The organism is Streptomyces sp. NPDC054813 (assembly GCF_053611365.1).
This window is the reverse complement of sequence record NZ_JBSHAF010000020.1, coordinates 40,685-60,915: the sequence shown is the minus strand read 5'-3', so window position 1 is coordinate 60,915 and position 20,231 is coordinate 40,685. Positions and strand designations below refer to the sequence as shown.

The following is a 20,231-nucleotide window of genomic DNA, read 5'->3' as shown; positions in this document are numbered from 1 at the left end:
AGGCCAGTCGCGCCGCTGTGACCTTAACCGGAGGACACCCTCGCCGTCATTCCCCGACCGAAGCCTGGGAAAGGCCTGGGAGCCATCTGGGAAATCGGGTAGACCACAGCCATGGGCAACGACGGCACCGCCGGTCCGGACCTCGCCGACCGCGTGCTCGGCGGCTGGCTCGGCCGGATCGCGGGCAACATGCTCGGCAAACCGGTCGAGCGGGGCGACGTGTGGACCAGGGAACGCATCGACGGCTATCTGCGGCGGGCCGCCGCCCTGCCGCTCACCGACTACCTCCCCGAGCCCGCCGACGAGAGCGACGCGCTCGCGCTGCGCCCCGAGTGGCGCCGGTGCGTGCGCGGCCGGATCCACGGCAGCTGCCGTGACGACGACGTCGACTACGCGATCCTCGGCCTGGACCTCCTGGAGACCCACGGCTTCGGTTTCAGCACCGAGCAGGTCGGCGAGCTGTGGCTGCTGCGGCTGCCGTACCTCCAGACCTTCACGGCGGAACGGGCCGCCTACCGCAACCTCGCGGACGGCCTCAAACCGCCCCTCACCGCCACCTACCACAACCCCTACCAGGAGTGGATCGGTGCCCTGATCCGCGCCGACATCTTCGGCTGGACCTGCCCGGACGCCCCGCACCGGGCCGCCGCCCTGGCCCGCCGGGACGCGGTGCTCTCCCATGCGGGGAACGGGGTCTACGGCGCCATGTGGGCCGCCGCACTGATCTCGGCGGCGTTCACCGCGCCGACCGTACGGCAGGCGATCGACAGCGCGCTCACCGTCGTACCGGCGAGCTGCCGCCTCGCGCGGACCGTACGCCGGGTCGTCGCCCTGCACGAGACCCGGCTGAGCTGGGAGGACACCCTCGCCACCGTGTCCGGGGAGACCGCGGGCCTCGGCTGGATCCACACCGTCCCGAACGTGGCCGTGCTCACCGCGGGGCTGCTCTACGGCGACGGCGACTTCACCCGGACCGTCACCCTCACCGTGCGCGGCGGGCTGGACACCGACTCCAACGGCGCGACGGCGGGCTCGGTGGCCGGGGTGCTGACCGGCGCGGCGGCCATCCCGGACCAGTGGAAGGACCCGCTGGAGGACACGGTCCGCAGCGCGGTCTTCGGCTTCGACGGGGCCCGCATCAGCGACCTGGCGGAGCGCACCGTACGGCTCGCCCGGACGGGCCCCGAGCCCGCGCTGGTTACCCTTCCTGGGTGACCACGACTGACGACTACGCCGCGTACATCGCGAGCCTCCCCCGGATCCTCGCCGGGGCGGCCGCGCTCTTCCGGGACGCCGAAGGACGGGTGCTGCTCGTCGAGCCCAACTACCGGGAGGGCTGGGCGCTGCCCGGCGGGACCGTCGAGTCCGACGACGGGGAGACCCCGCGCCAGGGCGCCCGCCGGGAGACCCTGGAGGAGATCGGCCTGGACCGGGAGATGGGCCGGCTGCTCGCGGTGGACTGGGTGCACGGCCCCGGCCGGCCGCCGATCGTCGCCTATCTGTACGACGGCGGTGCCGTCACCGACGCCGACCTCGGGGCGATCCGGCTCCAGGAGGAGGAACTGCTCTCCTGGCGGCTGGTCCCGCGCGCCGAGCTCCCCACGTATCTGCCGGGCTCGCTGGGCCGCCGCGTGCTGGCCGCGCTGGACGTACTGGACGAGGGCACGGGCACGGCGGAACTGGAGAACGGCGACCGCGCGGGGTGATCCCGGGGGCGGGCAATATCCGTTCGCCGCCCCCACCGGGCCCGCCCTACCCTCGAACGCATGACCAAGCCCCTCGTCGCCGTCCTCAGCGGCGCCGGCATCTCGACCGACTCCGGGATCCCCGACTACCGCGGGCCCAACGGTCTGTGGCGCCGGGATCCCGAGGCCGAGAAGCTCGTGACCTACGACTACTACATGGGCGACCCGGAGATCCGGCGCCGGTCCTGGCAGATGCGGCGCAAGAACCGCACGCTGAAGGCCGAGCCGAACGCCGCCCATCTCGCCGTCGCCGAGCTCGACAGGTCCGGGATCCCGGTGCGGGTCATCACCCAGAACGTGGACGGGTTGCACCAGCTCGCCGGGATGCCCGCCCGCAAAGTGCTCGAACTGCACGGCTCGGCCCGCAGCGTGGTGTGCACCAAGTGCCATGCCCGGGGGCCGATGGCGGACGCGATCGCCCGCATCGAGGCCGGCGAGGACGATCCGCCGTGCCTGGAGTGCGGCGGCATCCTCAAGTCCGCGACCGTCATGTTCGGCGAGAACCTCGACCCCGTCGTCCTCGGTGAGGCCCTCGCCATCAGCAAGGCCTGCACCGTCTTCATCGCCGTCGGCACCAGCCTCCAGGTCCAGCCCGCCGCCGGCCTGGCGGGCATCGCCGCCGACCACGGCGCCCGGCTCATCGTCGTCAACGCCGAACCCACGCCCTACGACGACCGGGCCGACGAGGTCGTCCGCGAGCCCATCGGCACCGCGCTGCCGAAGCTGCTCGCGGAGCTGCGGGCCGGCTAGCGACCCGCAGCGCGCCGGCTGGGGCGGTCAGAAGAGGCCCGCGCCCCGCTCGAAGTCCAGCAGGCGCTGCTTGCGGGGCAGGCCGCCGCCGTAGCCGGTGAGGTTGCCGTTGGCGCCGATCACGCGGTGGCAGGGGACGATGATGCCGACCGGGTTCTTCCCGTTGGCGAGGCCGACCGCGCGGGAGGCCTGGGGGTTGCCGAGGGTGTCGGCGAGTTCGCCGTACGAGCGGGTCTCGCCGTAGGGGATCCGGCTCAGCTGTTCCCAGACGCTGCGCTGGAACGGGGTTCCGTTCAGGCGCAGTTCGAGAGTGAACTCCTTCAACTCGCCCGCGAAGTAGGCGGTCAGCTGTGCCTCCGCCTCGGTGAAGAGGTCGTCGTCGCGGGCGCCGAAGGTCTCCTCGGGCGGGCGGTGACGTTGGTCCTCCATGTAGAGGCCGCAGAGGGCGCCGTCCTCGGCGACCAGGGTGAGGGGGCCGTAGGGGCTGTCGGTGACGGTGTGGTTCTTCACGGCAAGGTCCTTACACGGGAAGGAAGTTGATCGGGTGGCTGTCGGTCGCCCACAGGTACTGGACCGCGTAGGCCCGCCAGGGGCGCCAGGCGGCCGCACGGGCGGTGAGAGCGGCCGGGGTGCCGGGCAGGCCCAGGTCCAGGGCGGCGCGGCGGATGCCGAGGTCGGTGGGGAGGAAGGCGTCGGGGTCGCCGAGGGCGCGCATGGCGATGACGTCGACGGTCCAGGGGCCGAAGCCGGGGAGTTCCAGGAGCTTGGCGCGGGCCTCCGCCCAGTCGCTCTCCACGCCCAGGTGGAGGGTGCCGTCGGCGAGTCGGCCGACCAGGGTGGTGAAGGTGGTACGGCGGGTGCGGGGCATCGCCAGGGACTCGGGGGCCAGTTCGGCCAGCGCCCCGGGGGTCGGGAAGAGATGGGTGAGGCCGCCCTCCGGGTCGTCGACCGGGGTGCCGTGGGCGGTCACCAGGCGGGCCGCATGGGTGCGGGCGGCGGCCGTGGAGACCTGCTGGCCGAGCACGGCCCGCACCGCGAACTCCGCCTCGTCGACCGTGCGGGGCACCCGGCGTCCGGGCGCCTTGTCCACCAGCGGAGCCAGCACGGGGTCGGTGCGCAGCTGGTCGTCGACCGCGACCGGGTCGGCGTCCAGATCGAGCATCCGCCGGCAGCGGCTGATGGCGACCGGCAGGTCCCGCAGGTCGCTGAGGGTGAGCCGGCAGGCGATGTGGTCGGGCTTCGGGGCGAGGGCCGCGATGCCGTGGCCGTACGGCAGCCGCAGGGTCCGCCGGTAGGCGCCGTCCCGCCACTCCTCGACGCCGGGTACGGCGGTGGCCGCGAGGTGGCCGAAGAGGTTGTCGGGGTTGAGAGGGGCGCGGAAGGGCAGCCGGAGGGACAGCGCTCCGGGGGCGCTCGACGCGCTCTTCGGGGCCCTCGCGCGCAACTCGCTCGGGGACAGCGCGAAGACCTCGCGGACGGTGTCGTTGAAGGTGCGGATCGAGGAGAAACCGGCCGCGAAGGCGATTTCCGTCATCGGCAGGGCGGTCGTCTCGACCAGCAGGCGGGCGGTCTGGGCGCGCTGGGCGCGGGCGAGGGCCAGGGGGCCGGCGCCGAGTTCCGCGAGGAGCTGGCGTTCGACCTGCCGGGGGCTGTAGCCGAGGCGGTCGGCGAGGCCGGGCACGCCCTCGCGGTCCACGACTCCGTCGGCGATCAGCCGCATGGCGCGGGCGACCAGGTCGGCGCGCTGGTTCCACTCCGGGGAACCGGGGCTGGTGTCGGGGCGGCAGCGCTTGCAGGCCCGGAAGCCGGCCTGCTGGCAGGCGGCCGCGCTCGGATAGAACGTCATGTTCTCGGGCTTGGGCGGCACCACCGGGCAGCTGGGCCGGCAGTAGATGCGGGTGGTCAGGACGGCCGTGAAGAACCAGCCGTCGAACCGTGCGTCCTTGGACTGCACGGCTCGTACACAGTGCTCGCGGTCGAGGTTCGTCCCTTTCTGCATGGGTCCAGCATCGGCCCGCGGGCGGGGCCGATGCTGGCGGAAATCCGACACGTAGGTGCGCTGACCTCCAGGCCCCTGTGGCCCTTGCGGCCCCGGTGGCGCCCTCAGCCGAAGTAGTGGTCCTGGTCGAGGTCGGCCAGCAGTCCCGGCTGCCCGGGTCGCCAGTCGTAGCGCTCGCGGGTCGCGGTGCTCGACGTCGGGTTGTCGCTGCCGGCGAAGCGGATCATCCAGCCGAAGTGGGCGGCCGCCTCCTCCGGCGCGAGGGACACCACCGGCAGGCCGAGGCGGCGGCCGATGACCGCGGTGATGTCGCGGAGCGGTACGCCCTCCTCGGCGGCCGCGTGCAGCACGGCACCGGCCGGGGCGGTCTCCAGGGCCTTGCGGAACAGGACGGCCGCGTCCAGGCGGTGCACGGCCGGCCAGCGGTTGGCGCCGTCGCCCGGGTAGCCGGCGACGCCCTTGTCCCGGGCCAGGTCGATCAGGTGCGGGACGAAGGCGTGGTCGCCGGCGCCGTGCACGGAGGCCGAGAGGCGGATCGCGGAGACCCGTACGCCACGGTCGGCCAGGGCGAGCGCGGCCCGCTCCGACTCGCCGCGGTGCGCACCGGGCGCCGCGGGATCGGGTCCGTCGGTCTCGGTGCCGAGGCGGCCCGGGGCGAGCAGGCCGGTCACCGAGCTGATGACCAGGGGGCGGTCGGAGCCGGCGAGGGCGTCGCCGAAGACGGCCAGGGCCGCGAGTTCGGTGCGCAGGGCACCCGGCAGATCGGAGAAGTCGTGGTTGAAGCCCGTGTGGACCACGCCGTCCGCCGCCTGCGCCGCGGCCCGCAGGCCGTCGACGTCGTTCAGGTCGCCGCGGTGCACCTCCGCTCCCACCTCCTTCAGGGCCGCTTCGGCCGCGTCCGAGCGGGCCAGGCCGAGCACCTGGTGCCCGGCGCCGAGCAGTTCGCGGACCACCGCGCTGCCGATGAACCCGGTGGCGCCGGTGACGAACACACGCATGACAGATCACCTCACGGAGAGTGAATGGGCTGGGATGACTCCAGCCTGCGTCCGGCCCGGCACCCGGGTCCAAGACCCGTTCCGCACCTGGTGATGCCTGTCCGGTCATGACCGCAGCTCACGGCGGCGGGAGTAGAGTCGAGAGGTGCCCGATTCCTACGTACCGCCGGTGGACCTGGAGCTCCGTCTGGTGCGCTACTTCACCGTGGTCGCCGAGGAGTTGCACTTCGGCCGGGCGGCCGACGCGCTGCATCTGGCCCAGCCGTCGCTGAGCCGGCAGATCCGCCGTCTGGAGCGGGAGCTGGGCGTCCGGCTACTCGACCGCACCCCGCGCGGCACCCGGCTCACCGAGGCCGGCGAGACCTTTCTGCCGCAGGCCAGGGAGTTGCTGCGGAGCGCCGCCCGGGCCGCCGCGAGCGCGCGGTCGGCCGCCGCGCACGGCCCGTTCACGGTCGGGTACACCACGCACCAGATCGTCACCCCGGCCGTCCGGGAGGTCCGCCACCGCCACCCGGAGGCAGACGTCCGCACCCTGCACGTGGACTGGAACGAACCGCGCGACGCGCTGCTCGACCACCGGGTCGACGTGGTGGTGACCCGGTTCCTGTTCACCGCCGACGGCTTGGACATCACGGTGCTGTACGACGAGCCGCGCGTGCTGCTGGTCCCGCTCGGCCACCGGCTGGCGGGCAAGGAGTCGGTCACGCTCGCCGATTTCGCCGACGAGCCGCTGCCCCGCTTCACCGGCGCCGACCGGATCGGCGCGAATCCCGCCGGTCACACCAACCTGGGCGCCCTGGTGGACACGCTGGAGGACAAGCTGGAGCTGGTGGCGAGCGGTGAGGTGGTGTCGCTGGCGCCGGCCGGCTTCCGGGGCAACCTGCGGCCGGACATCGTCGTCGTACCGGTCGTGGACGCGGATCCCCTCCAGGTCGTCCTGGCGACCCGGGCCGGCGACCGCCATCCCCTGCTGCCGGCGTTCCGGCGCGCGGCCGAGGCCCATCTGGTCCCGGTCGGCGCTGCTTAGGCTGAACGGCCGGAATCGATGATCGGGGCTGGGTGATGGGTGCGTCCGGGAGAGTCACGCTGAACGACGTGGCCGCCGCCAGCGGTGTCTCGCGTGCCACGGTCAGCTTCGTCCTGAACGACGACCCGCGTCAGTCCATCTCGGCGGCCCCCCGCGACCGGGTACGGCAGGCGGCGCGCGATCTCGGCCACGTCCCGCACGGGGTGGCCCGCGCGCTGCGCGAGGGCAGTTCCCGGGTGGTCGTCCTCGACCTGGACCGGGGGCTGGAGGGCAACTACTCGCGCAGCTATGTGCGCGGTCCGGACGACGAAATCGCCGCCCACGGACATGTCCCGCTGGTGCGGCACGGGCAGCACTCGGCCCCGCCCTGACCACCGTGCACATCGACGCGGAGGCCCATGGCCGGCTGGCGGCGCGCGCCGCGCTGGGGCTGGACTCGGCGGGCCTGGTACCGGTCCCGGCGCGGATCATCGTCCGGGAGTCGGTGTGAGCACCCCCGCAGGCGACCCGAGCGTGCGAGTCGGTGTGAGCAGCCGCGCTCAGGTCAGCTGCGTGGCGAACGCCTCGTAGGCCCGCTCGTCGAAGAGGACGAACCGGACCTCCTCGACGGCCGTGTCCGCCTCTCGGACGGTCGCCACGGCGATCCGGGCGCCGTCGTCCAGCGGCCAGCCGTAGATCCCGGTGGAGACGGCGGGGAACGCGACCGTGCGGGCGCCGAGTTCGTCGGCGCGCTTCAGGGACTCGCGGTAGCAGGAGGCCAGCAGTTCGGAGCGGTCCTCGGTGGTGGAGTGGACCGGTCCGACGGTGTGGATGACCCACTGGGCGTCGAGTTCGCCGGCGGTGGTGGCGACCGCCTGACCGGTGGGCAGGCCCTTGCCGTAGTGCCCGGCGCGGAGCTTGCGGCAGTCCTCCAGGATCGCGGGGCCGCCGCGCCGGTGGATGGCGCCGTCGACGCCTCCGCCGCCGAGCAGCGAGGAGTTGGCCGCGTTGACGATCGCGTCGGCGGTCTGCCGGGTGATGTCGCCCTGGACGAGCGTGATGCGGGTCATGACTGTCTCAGCCTCCTCCACACGGCCTTGGCCGCGTTGTGCCCCGACATGCCGTGTACCCCTGGGCCGGGCGGGGTGGCCGACGAGCAGATGAAGACGGCCGGATGCGGGGTGCCGTACGGGAACAGGGAGAGCTTGGGACGCAGCAGGATCTGCAGGCCGGAGACCGCGCCGGTGCCGATGTCGCCGCCGACGTAGTTGGCGTTGCGGGCGGCGAGTTCGGCGGGTCCCGCGGTGGCACGGGCCAGCACGCGGTCGCGGAACCCCGGGGCGAAGCGATCCAGTTGACGTTCCATCACGTCGGTGAGGTCGCCGGTCCAGCCGCTGGGCACGTGGGCGTAGGCCCAGAAGACCTGCTTGCCCTCGGGGGCGCGGGACGGGTCCACGACCCCGGGCTGCACGGTGATCATGAACGGCCGGTCGGGGGCGCGGCCCTGGCGGGAGGCGGCGCGCAGGGCGGTGCCGATCTCCGCGCTGTCCGCGCCGATCTGCACGGTCCCGGCGCGGCGGGCCTCCGGGGCGGTCCAGGGGACCGGCCCGTCCAGCGCGTAGTCGATCTTGAAGACGCCCGGGCCGTACCGGTAGTCCTGGTAGTAGTTGCCGAGGCCCGCGATACGGGCCAGGGCGGTCGGCGAGGTGTCGAAGATGTACGACCGGGCGGGCGGCAGGTCGTCCAGGCGCTTGACCTCGTAGTCGGTGTGGATCGCGCCGCCGAGGTCCTCGAGGTACGCGGCGAGGGCGTCGGAGATGGCCTGCGAGCCGCCCCGGGCCACCGGCCAGCCGCGGGCGTGCGCGGCGAGCGCGAAGACCAGGCCTACGGCGCCGGTCGCGAAGCCGCTGAGCGGGGCCATGACATGGGCGACCAGGCCGGCGAAGAGGGTTCTGGCCCGCTCGTCGCGGAAGCGGTGCAGCAGCAGGGAGGCGGGCGGCAGACCGACCAGGCCGAAGCGCGCGAGGGTGACCGGGTCGCGGGGCAGCGCGGTGAGCGGCAGGGACATGAAGTCCCGCGCCAGGGTGTCCCACTTGGGCAGGAACGGCTCGACCAGCCTGCGGTAGGTGCCCGCGTCGCGCGGCCCGAAGGAGGCCGCCGTCTCGGCGACCGAGCGGGCCAGTACGGCGGCCCGGCCGTCCGGGAAGGGGTGGGCCATCGGCAGGTCGGGGTGCAGCCACTCCAGGCCGTAGCGCTCCAGGGGCAGGGCGCGGAACGCGGGCGAGTTGATCCCGAGCGGGTGCGCCGCGGAGCACGGGTCGTGCCGGAAGCCCGGCAGCGTGAGCTCCTCGGTGCGGGCGCCGCCGCCCACGGTGTCGCGCGCCTCGAAGACGGCGACGGAGAAGCCGCGCCGGGCCAGCTCCACGGCGGCCGTCAGGCCGTTCGGCCCCGCCCCCACCACGACCGCATCGAGCATCGACGGCACCTTCGCACCCCTTCGTCAGCCGATTGGCCACTCGGGTTCAGGATATGCCGGAGGACTGACACCGCCCTCGTCCGGGGTTACCAGTGCGGGTTCCGCAGCAGGTCCACCACCCGGTGGGCGGTGGCCGCGTCGCGGGCCGCGGTGAACGGCAGGACGTTGTCGCCCGTGATCCGGAACGGCTCGCCGGCGAGTGTGAGGTGGGCGCCGCCCGCCTCCTCGACCAGCAGCAGTCCGGCCGCGTGGTCCCAGGCGGCCTCCCAGGAGAACGCCGTCGCGTCCAACTCGCCCCGGGCGACGGCCAGATACTCCAGGCCCGCCGAGCCGCAGGCGCGCGGGGCGACGCCGTCGGCCCACAGGGCGAACAGCGCGCGCTTCTGCGCGTCCGTCGTGTAGTCCGGGTGGGAGGTGGCTACCCGCAGGTCACGGTCGGCGGCGGGCGGTCCGGCGTGCAGCCGTACGCCGTCCAGGAAGGCGCCCTTCCCCCGTACCGCCGTGGCGAGTTGGCCGCGGGCCGGGGCGAAGGTCCAGGAGGCGAGCAGGACGCCCCGGTGGGCGAGCGCGACCAGCGTGCAGAAGCCGTCCTCGCCCCGCACGAACTGGCGGGTGCCGTCGACCGGGTCGACTATCCACACCGGCGCGTCGCCCTGGAGCGCCTCGTACGTCTCCGGGTCCGCGTGCACCGCCTCCTCGCCGACCACGACGGACCCCGGCAGCAGGGCGCCCAGCGCCCCGGTGAGGTACCTCTCGGCGAGCCGGTCGGCGTCCGTCACCAGGTCGTGCGGCCCGCTCTTCTGGTCGACCTCGTGGTCGGCGAGCCGGCGCCAGCGGGGCAGGATCTCGGTCCGGGCGGCCTTGCGGATGGCGTCCTCGACGTCACCGGCGTGCTGGAGGAGAAACTCGTCGATGGTCTCCGTTGCTTCGATCATGCCTCCATGAGAGCACGCGCCCCTGACAATCCCCGCCGCCCAGATGTACGGGACATGGAATACGGACGAACAGCCGGTGCCGACGATCAGCGGGCCGTCGACGGACGTACCAGGTCAGCGCCCTGACGTCAGCACATCGGCGTCAGCGCCCCACCGCGTACCCCTGCATCCCGCGCGGATTCGCCGCCGCCGACAGCACCCCGGTCCGCGGGTTCCGGGCCACCGCGCACAGCCGCCCCTCCGACCAGCCCGGCCCGACCGTCACGTCATGGCCGCGCCGCCGCAGCTCGGCCACCACCCCGGGGTCCGTCCGCGACTCGACGGTCACGCTCGCGGGGCGGCTCCCACGCGGGTAGAAGGAGCTGGGGAAGCTGTCGTTGTGCCAGTTCGGGGCGTCGATCGCGCCCTGGAGGTCGAGGCCGCCGCGCACCTCGCCGCGCAGCGCGACGGCGAGGAAGAAGTGCAGCTGCCACTGGTCCTGCTGGTCGCCACCGGGCGTGCCGAAGGCCAGCACCGGGACCCCGTCGCGCAGGGCGATCGACGGAGTGAGCGTGGTGCGGGGACGGCGGCCGGGGGTGAGGGAGTTCGGCAGGCCCTCCTCCAGCCAGGCCATCTGGAGCCGGGTGCCAAGCGGGAAGCCCAGCTCGGGGACGACGGGGTTGGACTGGAGCCAGCCGCCGCTGGGGGTGGCCGCGACCATGTTGCCCCAGCGGTCGACGACGTCCAGGTGGCAGGTGTCGCCCCGGGTGGTGCCGTCGGCGGCGACCTGCGCGACCGTCGGCTCACCGGCGCCCAGCGGGTCGAAGGCGCTGCTCCGCGCGGCCTCCACGCTTGCGTACCCGGGCAGCCGGGGCACGCGTCCACCGGGGCTGCCGGGCCGCAGCTCCTCGGAAGCCTTGGCGCCGACCAGGCCGCGCCGCCCGGCGTTGTACGCGTCGGAGAGCAGTTCGGCGAGCGGTACCTCGGCCGCGTCCCCGTACCAGGCCTCGCGGTCGGCCATGGCGAGCTTGCAGCCCTCGATCAGGAGGTGCATGTAGTCGGCGGAGCCGTACCCGGGCAGCTCGGACAGCTCGGGCGGCAACAGCGCCAGTTGCTGGAGGAAGGCCGGGCCCTGGCTCCAGGGGCCCGCCTTGCACACGGTCCAGCCGTTCCAGTCGTACGACACCGGGGCCTCGTAGCTCGCGGACCAGCCGGCCAGGTCGGCTGCGGACAGGGGGCCGGTGTGCCGCTCGCCGCTGGTGTCCATGGTGGGGCGGGCGGCCTGCCTGACCAGGGCCTCGGCGATGAAGCCGGTGCGCCACACCTCTCGGGCCGCGTCGATCCGCGCCTCCCGGTCCCCGGCGCCCGCGGTCTCGGCGAGCAGCCGCTGCCAGGTGGCGGCGAGGGCCGGGTTGCGGAACAACTCACCGGGCCTGGGCGGACGGCCGCCGGGCAGGTACAGCTCCGCCGACGAGGTCCACTCGGTCTCGAACAGCTTCCGTACGCTCGCCACGGTCGCGCCGACGTTCTCCACGGGTGGGTGCCCGTGCTCGGCGTATCCGATGGCGTACGCCAGGATCTCGTCCAGCGGCTTGGTGCCGTGGTCGCGCAGCAGGAGCAGCCAGGCGTCGAAGGCGCCGGGGACGGCCGCGGCCAGCGGGCCGGTGCCGGGGACCAGGTCGAGGCCGAGCCCCCGGTAGTGGGCGACCGTGGCGCCGGCCGGGGCCACCCCCTGCCCGCACAGCACCCGCACCTCGCCGCCGGCCGGGGCGAGCAGGATCGGTACCTCCCCGGCGGGTCCGTTGAGGTGCGGCTCGACCACGTGCAGGACGAACGCGCCGGCGACGGCCGCGTCGTACGCGTTGCCGCCGTTCTCCAGGACCGCCATCGCCGACTGGGAGGCCAGCCAGTGCGTGGACGACACCATGCCGAAGGATCCCTGAAGCGTGGGTCGAGTGGTGAAGTGCATCTCTCACCTCGGTAGGTGCGCGCGTAGGCCGGGCCGGACAGTCCTCCGGACCCGCCGCGGGGAGGATCCGGGAGGTTTCAGCTCGGCTCCGATCGCCCTGATCATGCAGCAGACTACCCACGGACGGACCGGCCCAGCAGGTCGCCTGTCATCCTCGTCGAGACCGTCGCCCGGGAGGGGTTCGCCGGGCTCAGTCGTACGTCGGGCCCGTCACGTCCAGGTCCGTTCGCATGGCTGCCCGGGTGCCCGACAGGTCCCGCCAGCCCTGTTTGATCACCGTGCGGACGCTGTCCAGGTCGTCGCCGTCGCGGGCCCTGTCGCGGGTGACTCGGGCCAGGCTGCCGTAGACCGAGCCCAGTCCCCTGTCGACCTTTCTCACCTCGGCCAGCACCGTGTCCGGCACGATCATCTGGGCTTCGGCATACCGGCGGCGGTAGTCCACCCGGGCCGTCTCCACCGCTTCCAGGGACTCCCCCGGGTCGCCCCCGATGCGCAGCACATGCGCATGGTCGTTGAGCGTCGCCAGGTAGTGGCGGGCCGCCGCGTTGAACTCCGTGTACGCCGCCTGGCGGGCCTCGCGTCCCGACTCCTGTCGCTGGGCGTCGAGTTCGGCCCGCCGGGCACGTTCGAGCCGGTCCCACTCCTCGCGCCGCAGGGTGTCCCCGCGGCGCTGGGTCAGCCAGGCGGAGCCGAGTGTGCCGCCCACGCCGACCACCGCCGCCAGCAGGCCCGTCACGGCCGAGTCCATCGCGCGCCCTCCCCCGTCCCGCCCGTTGGGCTCAGTGCCCCTGGCAGGCGAAGGCCGCCCACATGTCCAGGGCCGAAGGATCCCCGTCGTGCAGTATGTCCGCGATCGGGCGGGGCATGCCGTCGGGGAGCACGCGGTCCGGGTCCAGGAGCCACAACTGGGCCTCGCGCAGGGCCCGTACAGGCGTCACGCCGGTGCGGAGGCGGTCGTGGAAGACGTACATCATGAGGCCCGTCAGGCCGTCCGGGACCTCCCAGCGGGAGCCGACGACCCCCGTCGCCCCGGCGGCGAGGAAGGCTGTGGAGAGCGTGAGCGCCTCGTCGAAGTCTCCCGTGGTGTGGTCGCTGACGCAGGCGTCGAGGACGACCAGGCCGCCGGGCGCACCGGGCGGACGGCCACGGGCCTGGCGGAGGATCTCGCGGACCGGCAGCCGCCCCGTACCACCGGCCGGCGGTGGGGCGAGCAACAGGCACGCGTCCAGGGGCGAGTTGCCCGACGGGCGGGCGTGGCACGCGAGATGGAGGACCGAGGCTCCGGTTCCCGCCGCGCCCGGGAGCGCGGCCAGGACCTCGGCCGGCGTACCCGGACCGGCCGCTCGGCGTACCTTGCCGAGGAGTTGGCCCGACGGGTAGAACGCGGTGTGGATCTGGCGGGCCTCCGTGGTCGCGCCCGGCAGCGTGCCGTCGGGGTTGCCGACGATCACCGGGCGGGCGTCGACCGGCAGGCGCGGGCGGCCCAGTACCTCGTGGAGCTGGCGGGCCGAGGCCGCGTACGACAGTGTCAGGCGCTCCAGCGCGCGCACCGGCCGGCCGCCGTCGCGCAGGCCGCTGCTGAGCAGGGCCGCGTGCCAGGGGATGCCGCCGAGGTCGCCGAACGGGACCAGGACCAGGTGGGGTTCGGGGGTCGCGGCGCGGATGAGGGGTGAGCGGATGAGCGGGGCCATCACCACCGGGCCCGCCCAGTCGCAGAGTTCGGCGAGCGCGGAACGCCAGCGCGTGTGCGCGGCCTCGTGGGCGTCCGGGTCGGTGGAGGTGTCCAGGACCTCCTGGCGGTTGCGGTGGGCGGCCCGGTAGGTCGTGAGAACGTCCAGGGAGTCGCGCCGAAGAAGGCCGAACTCCACGGTGCCCACGCGGGATTCGTGGGTCACCAGCACAGCCGTGCCGGCGCCCGGGCCGCCCGGCGGGAGCAGGTAGACCAGCGCGTGCGCGCCGGCCTTTCGAAGGGCGGCGGCGATCTCGTCGACCGTGGGCGGGGTCATCAGGGCCGTGCCCGCACGGGAGCGGGCCAGCGCGGTGAGCGTGCGCCGGCGGAGATCGTCGGGGAGCGGGAGTTCGGCACCCTCGCTGAGCGTGCCGAGCAGGGAGCCGGGGCCGTCGAGCAGCGCCGCCAGGTCGATCGGCACCGGCGCCCTGTGGCTGCCGCCGCCCTCCCACTCCTCTGCGAGGTCCGCCCGGTCGGCCTCGCGCAGCAGCGCGGGCACGTCGGCGGTGGTCGTGGAGGCGTGCAGCACCTGCCCGCGCCCCAGCTCCAACGCCTCGACGGCGGCGGCCAGTTCGCCGTCCGCCAGACACCAGCGGGCAATGTGCAACGCCCGGTCGGCGGCGGTGCGGGCCACCTGGAGCGCCGGTTCCGCGGCGGCCTGGAGCAGCACGACGGTCGCCGCCTCGCGCAGCCCGGCGATGCCCGTGCGCCGCCCGTCCGCGTCGTCGCCGGGGGCCGAGCGCAGCCGCAGGGAGTCGGCGAGGACGTTGGTGAGGAGGGCGCCGACCGGGGACGGGGGCCGGTCGGCGAGGTGCTCGCGCGCGGCCCGGGCCACCTCGACCGCCCGGTCGGCGTCGGCGGGGGCGCGCCCGTGGAGGAAGCGGTTGTGGTTCAGGATCGCGGTCAACGCGCCTGCCCTGAGGCCCTCCTGGCTCTCCGGCGGCACGGCGTCGAGGACGTTCTGGAGCATCTTCTCGGCCGACTCGACGCCCCGTCTGTTGTACGGCGAGAACGACGTCATCAGCACCGCGCCCGCCGTGCGCAGCAGCAGCCGGGACCGCTCGGGATGGTCCTCGGGCAGTGCGTCCACGGTCTCCGACATGAGGACCAGGCCCTCCATGCGCTCCTGCACGCTGCCGCCGTAGAAGGACCGCACCATCAGCATCAGGCCGAAGTCCGCGTCCAGCGTGAGGCGTTCGGGGTCGTCCTCGTCGACGGAGTCCCGCAGCCGGCGCATCGACTCGACGGCGGCCGCCATCCCGGGCTCGGAACGGGACGTGATGGCGAGCATGAACTGAAGCTGCGCCAGGGCGTGTTCGAGGTGGGGCCGGTCCCGCTCGATCAGGTACAGATCGATGGACACGCCGGTGTCGCCGCCGTCCAGGACGGCGCTGACCTCCTTCATGTAGCGGGCCGCGGTCTCCAGGTCCTGGAGGTCGCCGCCCGTCTGGTAGCGCTGGTAGAGGCTGACGGCCAGGTTCTGGAGGTACACCACCCGGTTCACGTCGTCGAGTGCGGTCTGGCGGAACGCCGCTGTGAGATGGCGGATCGCCTCGTCCAGGTCGTCGGCGGAGTTGGACAGCGCGTGGCGCTGGCTGAGCGCGGCGGCGTACGCGCCGTGGGCCTGCGAACCGAAGCCCGGTGTGTGCGACGGCACCCGCATCGACTCGTTGAGCAGCGCGATCGTGCGGTCGACGCCCTCGAGGTCGCCGCGGCCCCGGTCGTCCCGGACGATCGCCGCGTGTGCGAGCTGGTTGAGCAGGTCGCTGCGCATCGGGTCGTCGGGCGGGTACAGCTCGACGGCCCGCTCCAGATGGCGCAGGGCCTCGTCGTTGTCGTACCGCTCGGGATGGCGTTCGCGCAGGGAGTTCAGGAGACAACCGAGGACGGCGTGGGTCGGCGGCCGCCGGTCGTCGTCCTCGGCGAGGGTGTCGAGCGCCTCGCGCAGCAGCCCGACCGCCTCCTCGTTCTCCGCGGTCGGTGCCGTCCCGGGTCCGGCGGACTCGTCCCGCTCCGCGAGCGCCGCGCCGAGCATCGAGGTCGCCTGGGCGTGGTAGGGGCTCCCGGGGTCGAGCAGCCGGTACAGGTCGCGCAGCCGCGCGAGGTAGGCGGGGCGGTCCTCGGGACCGACCCGGCCGTCGCCGCGCTCGCGGTAGACGTCGACGAGGTGCGCGGCGGCGAAGATCCGCGAACCGTGCTCCTCCGGCAGGGTCGCGGCGAGCAACTCAAGGTGTGGGTGGGCGAGTTCGGGGGCGTCGGAGTGCTCCAGGAACAACCGGGCCAGCCGGACCCGGGCCTCGGTCTCGATCTCGTCGGCCTCGTCCGCCCAGGAGCCCCCGCCGTCCTCCGCGGGCTCCCACCCGGACGGCCGCAACGCCTCCAGCACCGCCTCCAGCGCCGCGGACGCGTCCCGCAGGTCGTCGGGGGCCCGGTCGCGGTCGTAGCGGTCGGCGAGCGCGCAGCCGTAGCTGACGAAGAGACCGAGGTGGACGTCGTCGCCGAGCAGCGGCAGCCCGTCGTCGAAGGCGGCGAGCGCTTCGTCGAGGTCACCGGCACGGACACCGCCAGGGCCGCCACCAGGCACGCCGACTCGTACACCGCCATGGACGTCGTCAGGCCCGCCGGCGCGGACACCGCCAGGGCCGCCACCAGGCACGCAGGCTCGGACACCGCCACGGACACCGTCGTCGGCATCGGCGCGGGCGCCGTCGGGCCTGTCGGCTGCGGCTGCCGGGGCGGCCTGCCGGTGCGCTTCGGCGCGGGCGCCCGGGACGGCCCCCTCGTCGTCCTCCTGCCCGGCGTCGTCGAGAGCGACGGCGCCGACGGCCGCCTCGTCCTCGTCGGCGGAGGGGTCCTCGTCCTCCTCCTCGGCCGTCTGTGCGTCCTCGTGCCGGGCGTGCAGCAGCAGGCCCAGGCGGACGCAGGCGGTCGCGTACGCCTCCGTGTCCTGGGGCAGAGTCGCGCGGGCCAGGGCGAGCAGCGGTGCCGCCCGGTCGCGGAGGCCGTGCGGGTCCTGGACGCCGTAAGCCTGCCCGTGGCCCGCCACGGCCTGCCAGTAGCCCACCGACAGGGTGAGGCCCAGCAGGAACCGGGCGCGGGCCAGTGCCGCCGGGTCGGCCTCCGCGGCCTGGTCCTCCAGGAGGTCGCGGGCGCGCAGCAGGACGTCACGGCAGCGCCGCCAGGAGTCGCCCGCCTCCTCGGGCCGGTCCTGCTCGTCGTGCTGTTCGAGCAGGTCCTCGGCGTGGTCGAGGAGTTCGAGCGGTCCTGCGTCCGGTGCGGCGGCGGGAGCCGTCATCGCGCGGCGCGCCGGGTCCGGCGTACGGCGAATCCTGCCGCGTACAGGCTCAGCGGCAGGGCGAGCAGCAGCGCGGCCCAGAAGGCCGCGTGCCCCCAGGTCTCCGCGAACCCGGTGAACAGGTCGGGCGCCACGGGCAGGCTCAGCGCGCGGGCGGGCTCCACGGGCGGTGGCCACAGACCGAGCGCGATCACCGCGCCCGCCGCCCACCGCAGTACCCGGCGGGCGAACGCCGGCGAGGCGAGCGCGGCCAGCGCGCAGACCGCCGCGCAGACCAGGACGTACTGCGACTGGTACGAGGCGCCCTGCTGCCCGGTCCCCCACGAGGCGAGCGTCGGATGGTCGCCGTCGAGCGCGACCCGGACCTCCACGGCCGCCCACAACAAGGTGAGCAGCATGAGCAGGGCGGACACGGCGAACAGCGCGCGGTCGCGGGTGCCGCGCGGGCCGGTGCGCCAGCGCGTCGGATTCTCGTACGGGCGCCTGGGCAGCCCCGCCGCGACCCGGCGCTGCTCGGCCCGCTCGCGCCGCAGCCGGGCCTGCTCCTCCTCGGCGGCACGGGCCAGGCCGAGCTGCCGGCGGGCCAGGACCATCAGCAGCACACAGACCAGCGGGACCAGCACCAGGGCCGTGACACCGTTCCAGCTCTTCCAGCCACCCAGGAAGTAACGCATGCGCTCGGTCAGCCAGCCGGGGGCGTGCATCGGGTCCAGCGGGGGAAGGTCGGAGCGCGCGTAGCCCACGTACGACGCCAGGGCAGCCCCCGCGACCAGCAGCCACCCGGAGATCCGGGTCGTGGCCGCCGCGAACGCCACCGCGCCGACCAGGGCGACCGCGCACAGCCCGGCCTGGGTCGCGGAGGCGAGGTCGGCCGCGTGGGCGAGCGGGGCGACGAGCCGGTCGGCGGGGTCGAGGGCGTCGCCGCCGAGCCCGCTGTCGTGCACGAAACGAAGCATCGCGCCGGACCAGATCAGCAGCCAGAACGCGATGAACAGGGCCAGCCCCGCGGCCAGCCGACGGGCCAGCGGGCGCCAGGCAGTGGACCACCACTCGGTGAGGGTGACCGCGTGATCCTGCCCGATCGCGTCGGCGCGCAGCGCCCTCGGCAGCAGCACGGCCGCGGCGACCAGGGCCGCCCGCCCGGTGACCGTCCGCACATCGCCGGCGGCCGCCCGGCGGTGCAGCTCCGCCCAGCGCCGCAGGAACCCGGCGTCCGCGCCCCGGCTGCGCACGAACGCGCCCACCCGGTGGCGCAGCGCGCCCAGTTGGGCCAGCACGGCGAGCACACCCACGGGGGCCTTCGCGAGGAGCGTGGCCGGCGGACCGGGCAGTCCCGCGAGCGGAAGCAGGGCCCGCCCGCGCTGTTCCGGGTGCACGATGAGCGCTGCGGCCAGAGCGTAGGCGGCGTTCGTCTCGCGCTTGTCGAGGCTGCCGCCGCTGCCGCCGTTGTTTCCGGTACGCCGGCCCAGCGTGCGTGCCCGGGCGCGTACCTCCTCGATCGTGCGCGGGAGTTGCTCGGCCAGCGCGAGCAGCACCTCGCAGCGCCCGTCCGCGCACTCGTCGTGCCCGCAGTGGAAACCGGCCGCCACCGTCGGCACGTTCGCCTTGAGCAGCTCGTCGATGAAGGCGACCGCGCCCTGCCCCTGGGCGATCCGCGCGATGCCGTCCGCGTCCACGCGCCGGCCCCGGTACTGCGGTGTCGCGGTCCGCGCGAACACGGCGACGAAGGCGAGCGCGGCCACCGCGGCGCGGACCGGCCGGTCCTGTCCGCGCTGGAGGTCGAGCAGCTGCCCGCTGTCGTACGAGGTGTCCTGGAGATCCTTGCGCAGCCAGGTCGCCAGCCGCTGCCCGCCCTCCGCGGCGAGCCAGTCCGCCGCCTCCTGGGAGTGCTGGGCCATCGCCGCGGCGAGGCTCTCGGCCTCGTGATGGGCGGTACCGCGGAAGGTGATGGGGCTGTTGGCGTGGCGGGCGGCGGCGGGCGCGGCGTCCGGTGCCGCGGGGCGGACGACCTGCGGAGTGTCGCCCTTGAGCCAGCGGCGCACCTCGGCCGCGGTCCAGCGGTCGTCGGGGTCCTTGGTGAGCAGGCCCTGGAGCAGCAGGTTCTGCCGGGCGTCCGTGACGGCGGACAGATCGACCTCGTGGTTGACGATCAGGGCGCGGGTCCACGCCTCGTCGGTGATGCGGGCGTCGTCGCCGAGGACGTACAGCGGGCGCCCGGTGAACACCTGGTACAGGACAAGGCCGATGGTCCACCACGGGGTGGCCTTGAGGTTCTGGTTCACGATCTGCTCGGGCGCCATGTAGAGCGCGGTGATCTGGAAGTCGCGGTAGCTCTGGCTGGCGGTGAACCTGGCCACGCCGCCGAAGTCCGCCACGACCAGCTGGAACCGGCCGTTGTGGTCCTTCCTGGTGCCGCCGTGACTCTGTCTGACGAGGATGTTGGCGGGCTTCAGGTCCAGCGGGTTGCGGTCGATCCGGGTCTGCCAGAAGTCGAGCAGATCGGCGAGTTCGCGTACAATCCGCTCGGTCTGCGCCCTTTCCTCGCGCGGCTTTCCGTCGCGCAGCCTGCGGCTGAGGTGGTCCTCCAGCGTGGTCGGCAGGTACTCCATCGCCACCCAGCCGCACACCGTCCCGCCGACCGCGATGTCCCCGAACTCGTGGATGCCTGGGACGTGTCGGCGGAAGTCGGGGGTCGCGAGGTGTTCGAGGGTGTCCAGGTCCATGGCCTGGCCCGGGTGGGCGATCTTCACCGCCGCGTCGGTGCCGTCGGCCAGCCTACGCACATGCCAGACCGTGCCCTCGCTGCCGGCGCCCGCGATGCCGTGCGGCTCGTAGCGGTCGCGGAGCGCCTGGGGGAACTCGGCATGGGCGGTGGTGGGGTCGCGGCGGGTGGGCGGATCCGCGGGGCGGCCGGGGCGTGTCCGGGGTTCCGAGGGGGTCCCGGCGGACCGGGCCCGCGGTGTCCGGGGCGGGGGGGTGGGGTCCGGACGCTGGACGCGGGTGGGCGGGCTCTGCGAAGTCGCGGATGCGGGTGTGGCCGCGGGGTCCGGCGGGCTCTGGTGGGCCGGATTCGGGCGCTGCACGCGCGTCGGAGGACTCTGCGGAGCCGGATCCTGCCGCTGGACCCGTGTCTGCGGGCTCGGCGGGGTGGCCCCGGGTCGCCGCTGTTTGCGGGTCGGTGGGCTCGAGGGTTTGCGCGGCGGGTCGGCGGGGCCCGCGGGTTCCTCGGTCGGGTTGTCGGCCATGCGGGGTCCTCGAAGGGTCCTGGGTGCCCGCCACGGAGGCGGGCGTCGTATGGGTGGCGGTGGTGCGGGGAGTTCGGAGCCGGTGCGGTGGCGGCGAGCGGGTCA

General features: G+C 74.3%; 15 protein-coding genes. 5 read left to right on the top strand and 10 right to left on the bottom strand.

What is annotated here, in order from left to right:
• The first annotated feature begins 111 nt into the window (after nucleotides 1–111).
• Genes ACWGJB_RS33760 through ACWGJB_RS33750 form a run of 3 tightly spaced genes read left to right on the top strand, consistent with a single transcriptional unit; the run spans nucleotide 112 to nucleotide 2,495 of the window.
• Nucleotides 112–1,215: an ADP-ribosylglycohydrolase family protein gene (locus ACWGJB_RS33760; RefSeq protein WP_453383853.1), complete on the top strand. Its 1,104-nt coding sequence runs from the start codon at nucleotides 112–114 to the stop codon at nucleotides 1,213–1,215.
• A complete protein-coding gene (locus ACWGJB_RS33755; RefSeq protein ID WP_453383852.1) occupies nucleotides 1,212–1,706 on the top strand; it encodes an NUDIX domain-containing protein in 495 nt (164 codons plus the stop codon). The genes ACWGJB_RS33760 and ACWGJB_RS33755 overlap by 4 nt, the downstream gene beginning before the upstream one ends.
• A gap of 60 nt (nucleotides 1,707–1,766) precedes the next feature.
• Complete coding sequence (locus ACWGJB_RS33750) at nucleotides 1,767–2,495, top strand: SIR2 family NAD-dependent protein deacylase (protein ID WP_453383851.1); 729 nt, start codon at nucleotides 1,767–1,769, stop codon at nucleotides 2,493–2,495.
• A 27-nt stretch (nucleotides 2,496–2,522) separates the two neighbouring features.
• Here the strand turns inward: ACWGJB_RS33750 and ACWGJB_RS33745 are convergent, their stop codons facing one another.
• From ACWGJB_RS33745 to ACWGJB_RS33735, 3 genes are all read right to left on the bottom strand, one after another.
• Nucleotides 2,523–3,005 carry a methylated-DNA--[protein]-cysteine S-methyltransferase gene (locus ACWGJB_RS33745; RefSeq protein WP_453383850.1) on the bottom strand — a complete coding sequence of 161 codons (483 nt, stop codon included), beginning with the start codon at nucleotides 3,003–3,005 and terminating at the stop codon, nucleotides 2,523–2,525.
• 10 nt (nucleotides 3,006–3,015) lie between these two features.
• A complete protein-coding gene (locus ACWGJB_RS33740; RefSeq protein WP_453383849.1) occupies nucleotides 3,016–4,494 on the bottom strand; it encodes an AlkA N-terminal domain-containing protein in 1,479 nt (492 codons plus the stop codon).
• Nucleotides 4,495–4,598: 104 nt separating this feature from the next.
• Nucleotides 4,599–5,492, bottom strand: a complete 894-nt coding sequence (locus ACWGJB_RS33735; protein WP_453383848.1) for an SDR family oxidoreductase — start codon at nucleotides 5,490–5,492, stop codon at nucleotides 4,599–4,601.
• Between the two features lie 145 nt (nucleotides 5,493–5,637).
• Between ACWGJB_RS33735 and ACWGJB_RS33730 the strand changes: the two genes are divergently transcribed.
• Both ACWGJB_RS33730 and ACWGJB_RS33725 read left to right on the top strand, forming a co-directional pair.
• The gene (locus tag ACWGJB_RS33730) at nucleotides 5,638–6,519 is read left to right on the top strand and encodes a LysR family transcriptional regulator (protein ID WP_453383847.1); all 882 of its coding nucleotides are present in this window, start codon (nucleotides 5,638–5,640) and stop codon (nucleotides 6,517–6,519) included.
• Between the two features lie 68 nt (nucleotides 6,520–6,587).
• Nucleotides 6,588–6,890 carry a LacI family DNA-binding transcriptional regulator gene (locus ACWGJB_RS33725; protein ID WP_453383846.1) on the top strand — a complete coding sequence of 101 codons (303 nt, stop codon included), beginning with the start codon at nucleotides 6,588–6,590 and terminating at the stop codon, nucleotides 6,888–6,890.
• Between the two features lie 168 nt (nucleotides 6,891–7,058).
• Here ACWGJB_RS33725 and ACWGJB_RS33720 read toward each other — a convergent pair whose 3' ends face one another.
• The 7 genes from ACWGJB_RS33720 to ACWGJB_RS33690 form a co-directional block, all read right to left on the bottom strand.
• The gene (locus ACWGJB_RS33720) at nucleotides 7,059–7,568 is read right to left on the bottom strand and encodes an O-acetyl-ADP-ribose deacetylase (RefSeq protein ID WP_453383845.1); all 510 of its coding nucleotides are present in this window, start codon (nucleotides 7,566–7,568) and stop codon (nucleotides 7,059–7,061) included.
• On the bottom strand, nucleotides 7,565–8,974 hold the full coding sequence (locus ACWGJB_RS33715) for a phytoene desaturase family protein (protein ID WP_453383844.1): 1,410 nt from the start codon (nucleotides 8,972–8,974) through the stop codon (nucleotides 7,565–7,567). The genes ACWGJB_RS33720 and ACWGJB_RS33715 overlap by 4 nt, the downstream gene beginning before the upstream one ends.
• 86 nt (nucleotides 8,975–9,060) lie before the next feature.
• On the bottom strand, nucleotides 9,061–9,909 hold the full coding sequence (locus tag ACWGJB_RS33710; protein ID WP_453383843.1) for an inositol monophosphatase family protein: 849 nt from the start codon (nucleotides 9,907–9,909) through the stop codon (nucleotides 9,061–9,063).
• A 142-nt stretch (nucleotides 9,910–10,051) separates the two neighbouring features.
• The gene (locus ACWGJB_RS33705) at nucleotides 10,052–11,857 is read right to left on the bottom strand and encodes a gamma-glutamyltransferase family protein (protein ID WP_453383842.1); all 1,806 of its coding nucleotides are present in this window, start codon (nucleotides 11,855–11,857) and stop codon (nucleotides 10,052–10,054) included.
• A 190-nt stretch (nucleotides 11,858–12,047) separates the two neighbouring features.
• A complete protein-coding gene (locus ACWGJB_RS33700; protein WP_453383841.1) occupies nucleotides 12,048–12,605 on the bottom strand; it encodes a hypothetical protein in 558 nt (185 codons plus the stop codon).
• Nucleotides 12,606–12,636: 31 nt separating this feature from the next.
• Nucleotides 12,637–16,881: a CHAT domain-containing protein gene (locus ACWGJB_RS33695; RefSeq protein ID WP_453383840.1), complete on the bottom strand. Its 4,245-nt coding sequence runs from the start codon at nucleotides 16,879–16,881 to the stop codon at nucleotides 12,637–12,639.
• Nucleotides 16,878–20,126, bottom strand: a complete 3,249-nt coding sequence (locus ACWGJB_RS33690) for a protein kinase domain-containing protein (RefSeq protein ID WP_453383839.1) — start codon at nucleotides 20,124–20,126, stop codon at nucleotides 16,878–16,880. The genes ACWGJB_RS33695 and ACWGJB_RS33690 overlap by 4 nt, the downstream gene beginning before the upstream one ends.
• Nucleotides 20,127–20,231 lie beyond the last annotated feature (105 nt).

Coding starts and splice junctions, on each gene's coding strand:
- ACWGJB_RS33760 (WP_453383853.1), top strand. CDS start 112: ATGGGCAACGACGGCACCGCCGGTCCGGACCTCGCCGACCGCGTGCTC.
- ACWGJB_RS33690 (WP_453383839.1), bottom strand. CDS start 20,126: ATGGCCGACAACCCGACCGAGGAACCCGCGGGCCCCGCCGACCCGCCG.
- ACWGJB_RS33720 (WP_453383845.1), bottom strand. CDS start 7,568: ATGACCCGCATCACGCTCGTCCAGGGCGACATCACCCGGCAGACCGCC.
- ACWGJB_RS33695 (WP_453383840.1), bottom strand. CDS start 16,881: ATGACGGCTCCCGCCGCCGCACCGGACGCAGGACCGCTCGAACTCCTC.
- ACWGJB_RS33700 (WP_453383841.1), bottom strand. CDS start 12,605: ATGGACTCGGCCGTGACGGGCCTGCTGGCGGCGGTGGTCGGCGTGGGC.
- ACWGJB_RS33715 (WP_453383844.1), bottom strand. CDS start 8,974: ATGCTCGATGCGGTCGTGGTGGGGGCGGGGCCGAACGGCCTGACGGCC.
- ACWGJB_RS33735 (WP_453383848.1), bottom strand. CDS start 5,492: ATGCGTGTGTTCGTCACCGGCGCCACCGGGTTCATCGGCAGCGCGGTG.
- ACWGJB_RS33710 (WP_453383843.1), bottom strand. CDS start 9,909: ATGATCGAAGCAACGGAGACCATCGACGAGTTTCTCCTCCAGCACGCC.
- ACWGJB_RS33750 (WP_453383851.1), top strand. CDS start 1,767: ATGACCAAGCCCCTCGTCGCCGTCCTCAGCGGCGCCGGCATCTCGACC.
- ACWGJB_RS33740 (WP_453383849.1), bottom strand. CDS start 4,494: ATGCAGAAAGGGACGAACCTCGACCGCGAGCACTGTGTACGAGCCGTG.
- ACWGJB_RS33705 (WP_453383842.1), bottom strand. CDS start 11,857: ATGCACTTCACCACTCGACCCACGCTTCAGGGATCCTTCGGCATGGTG.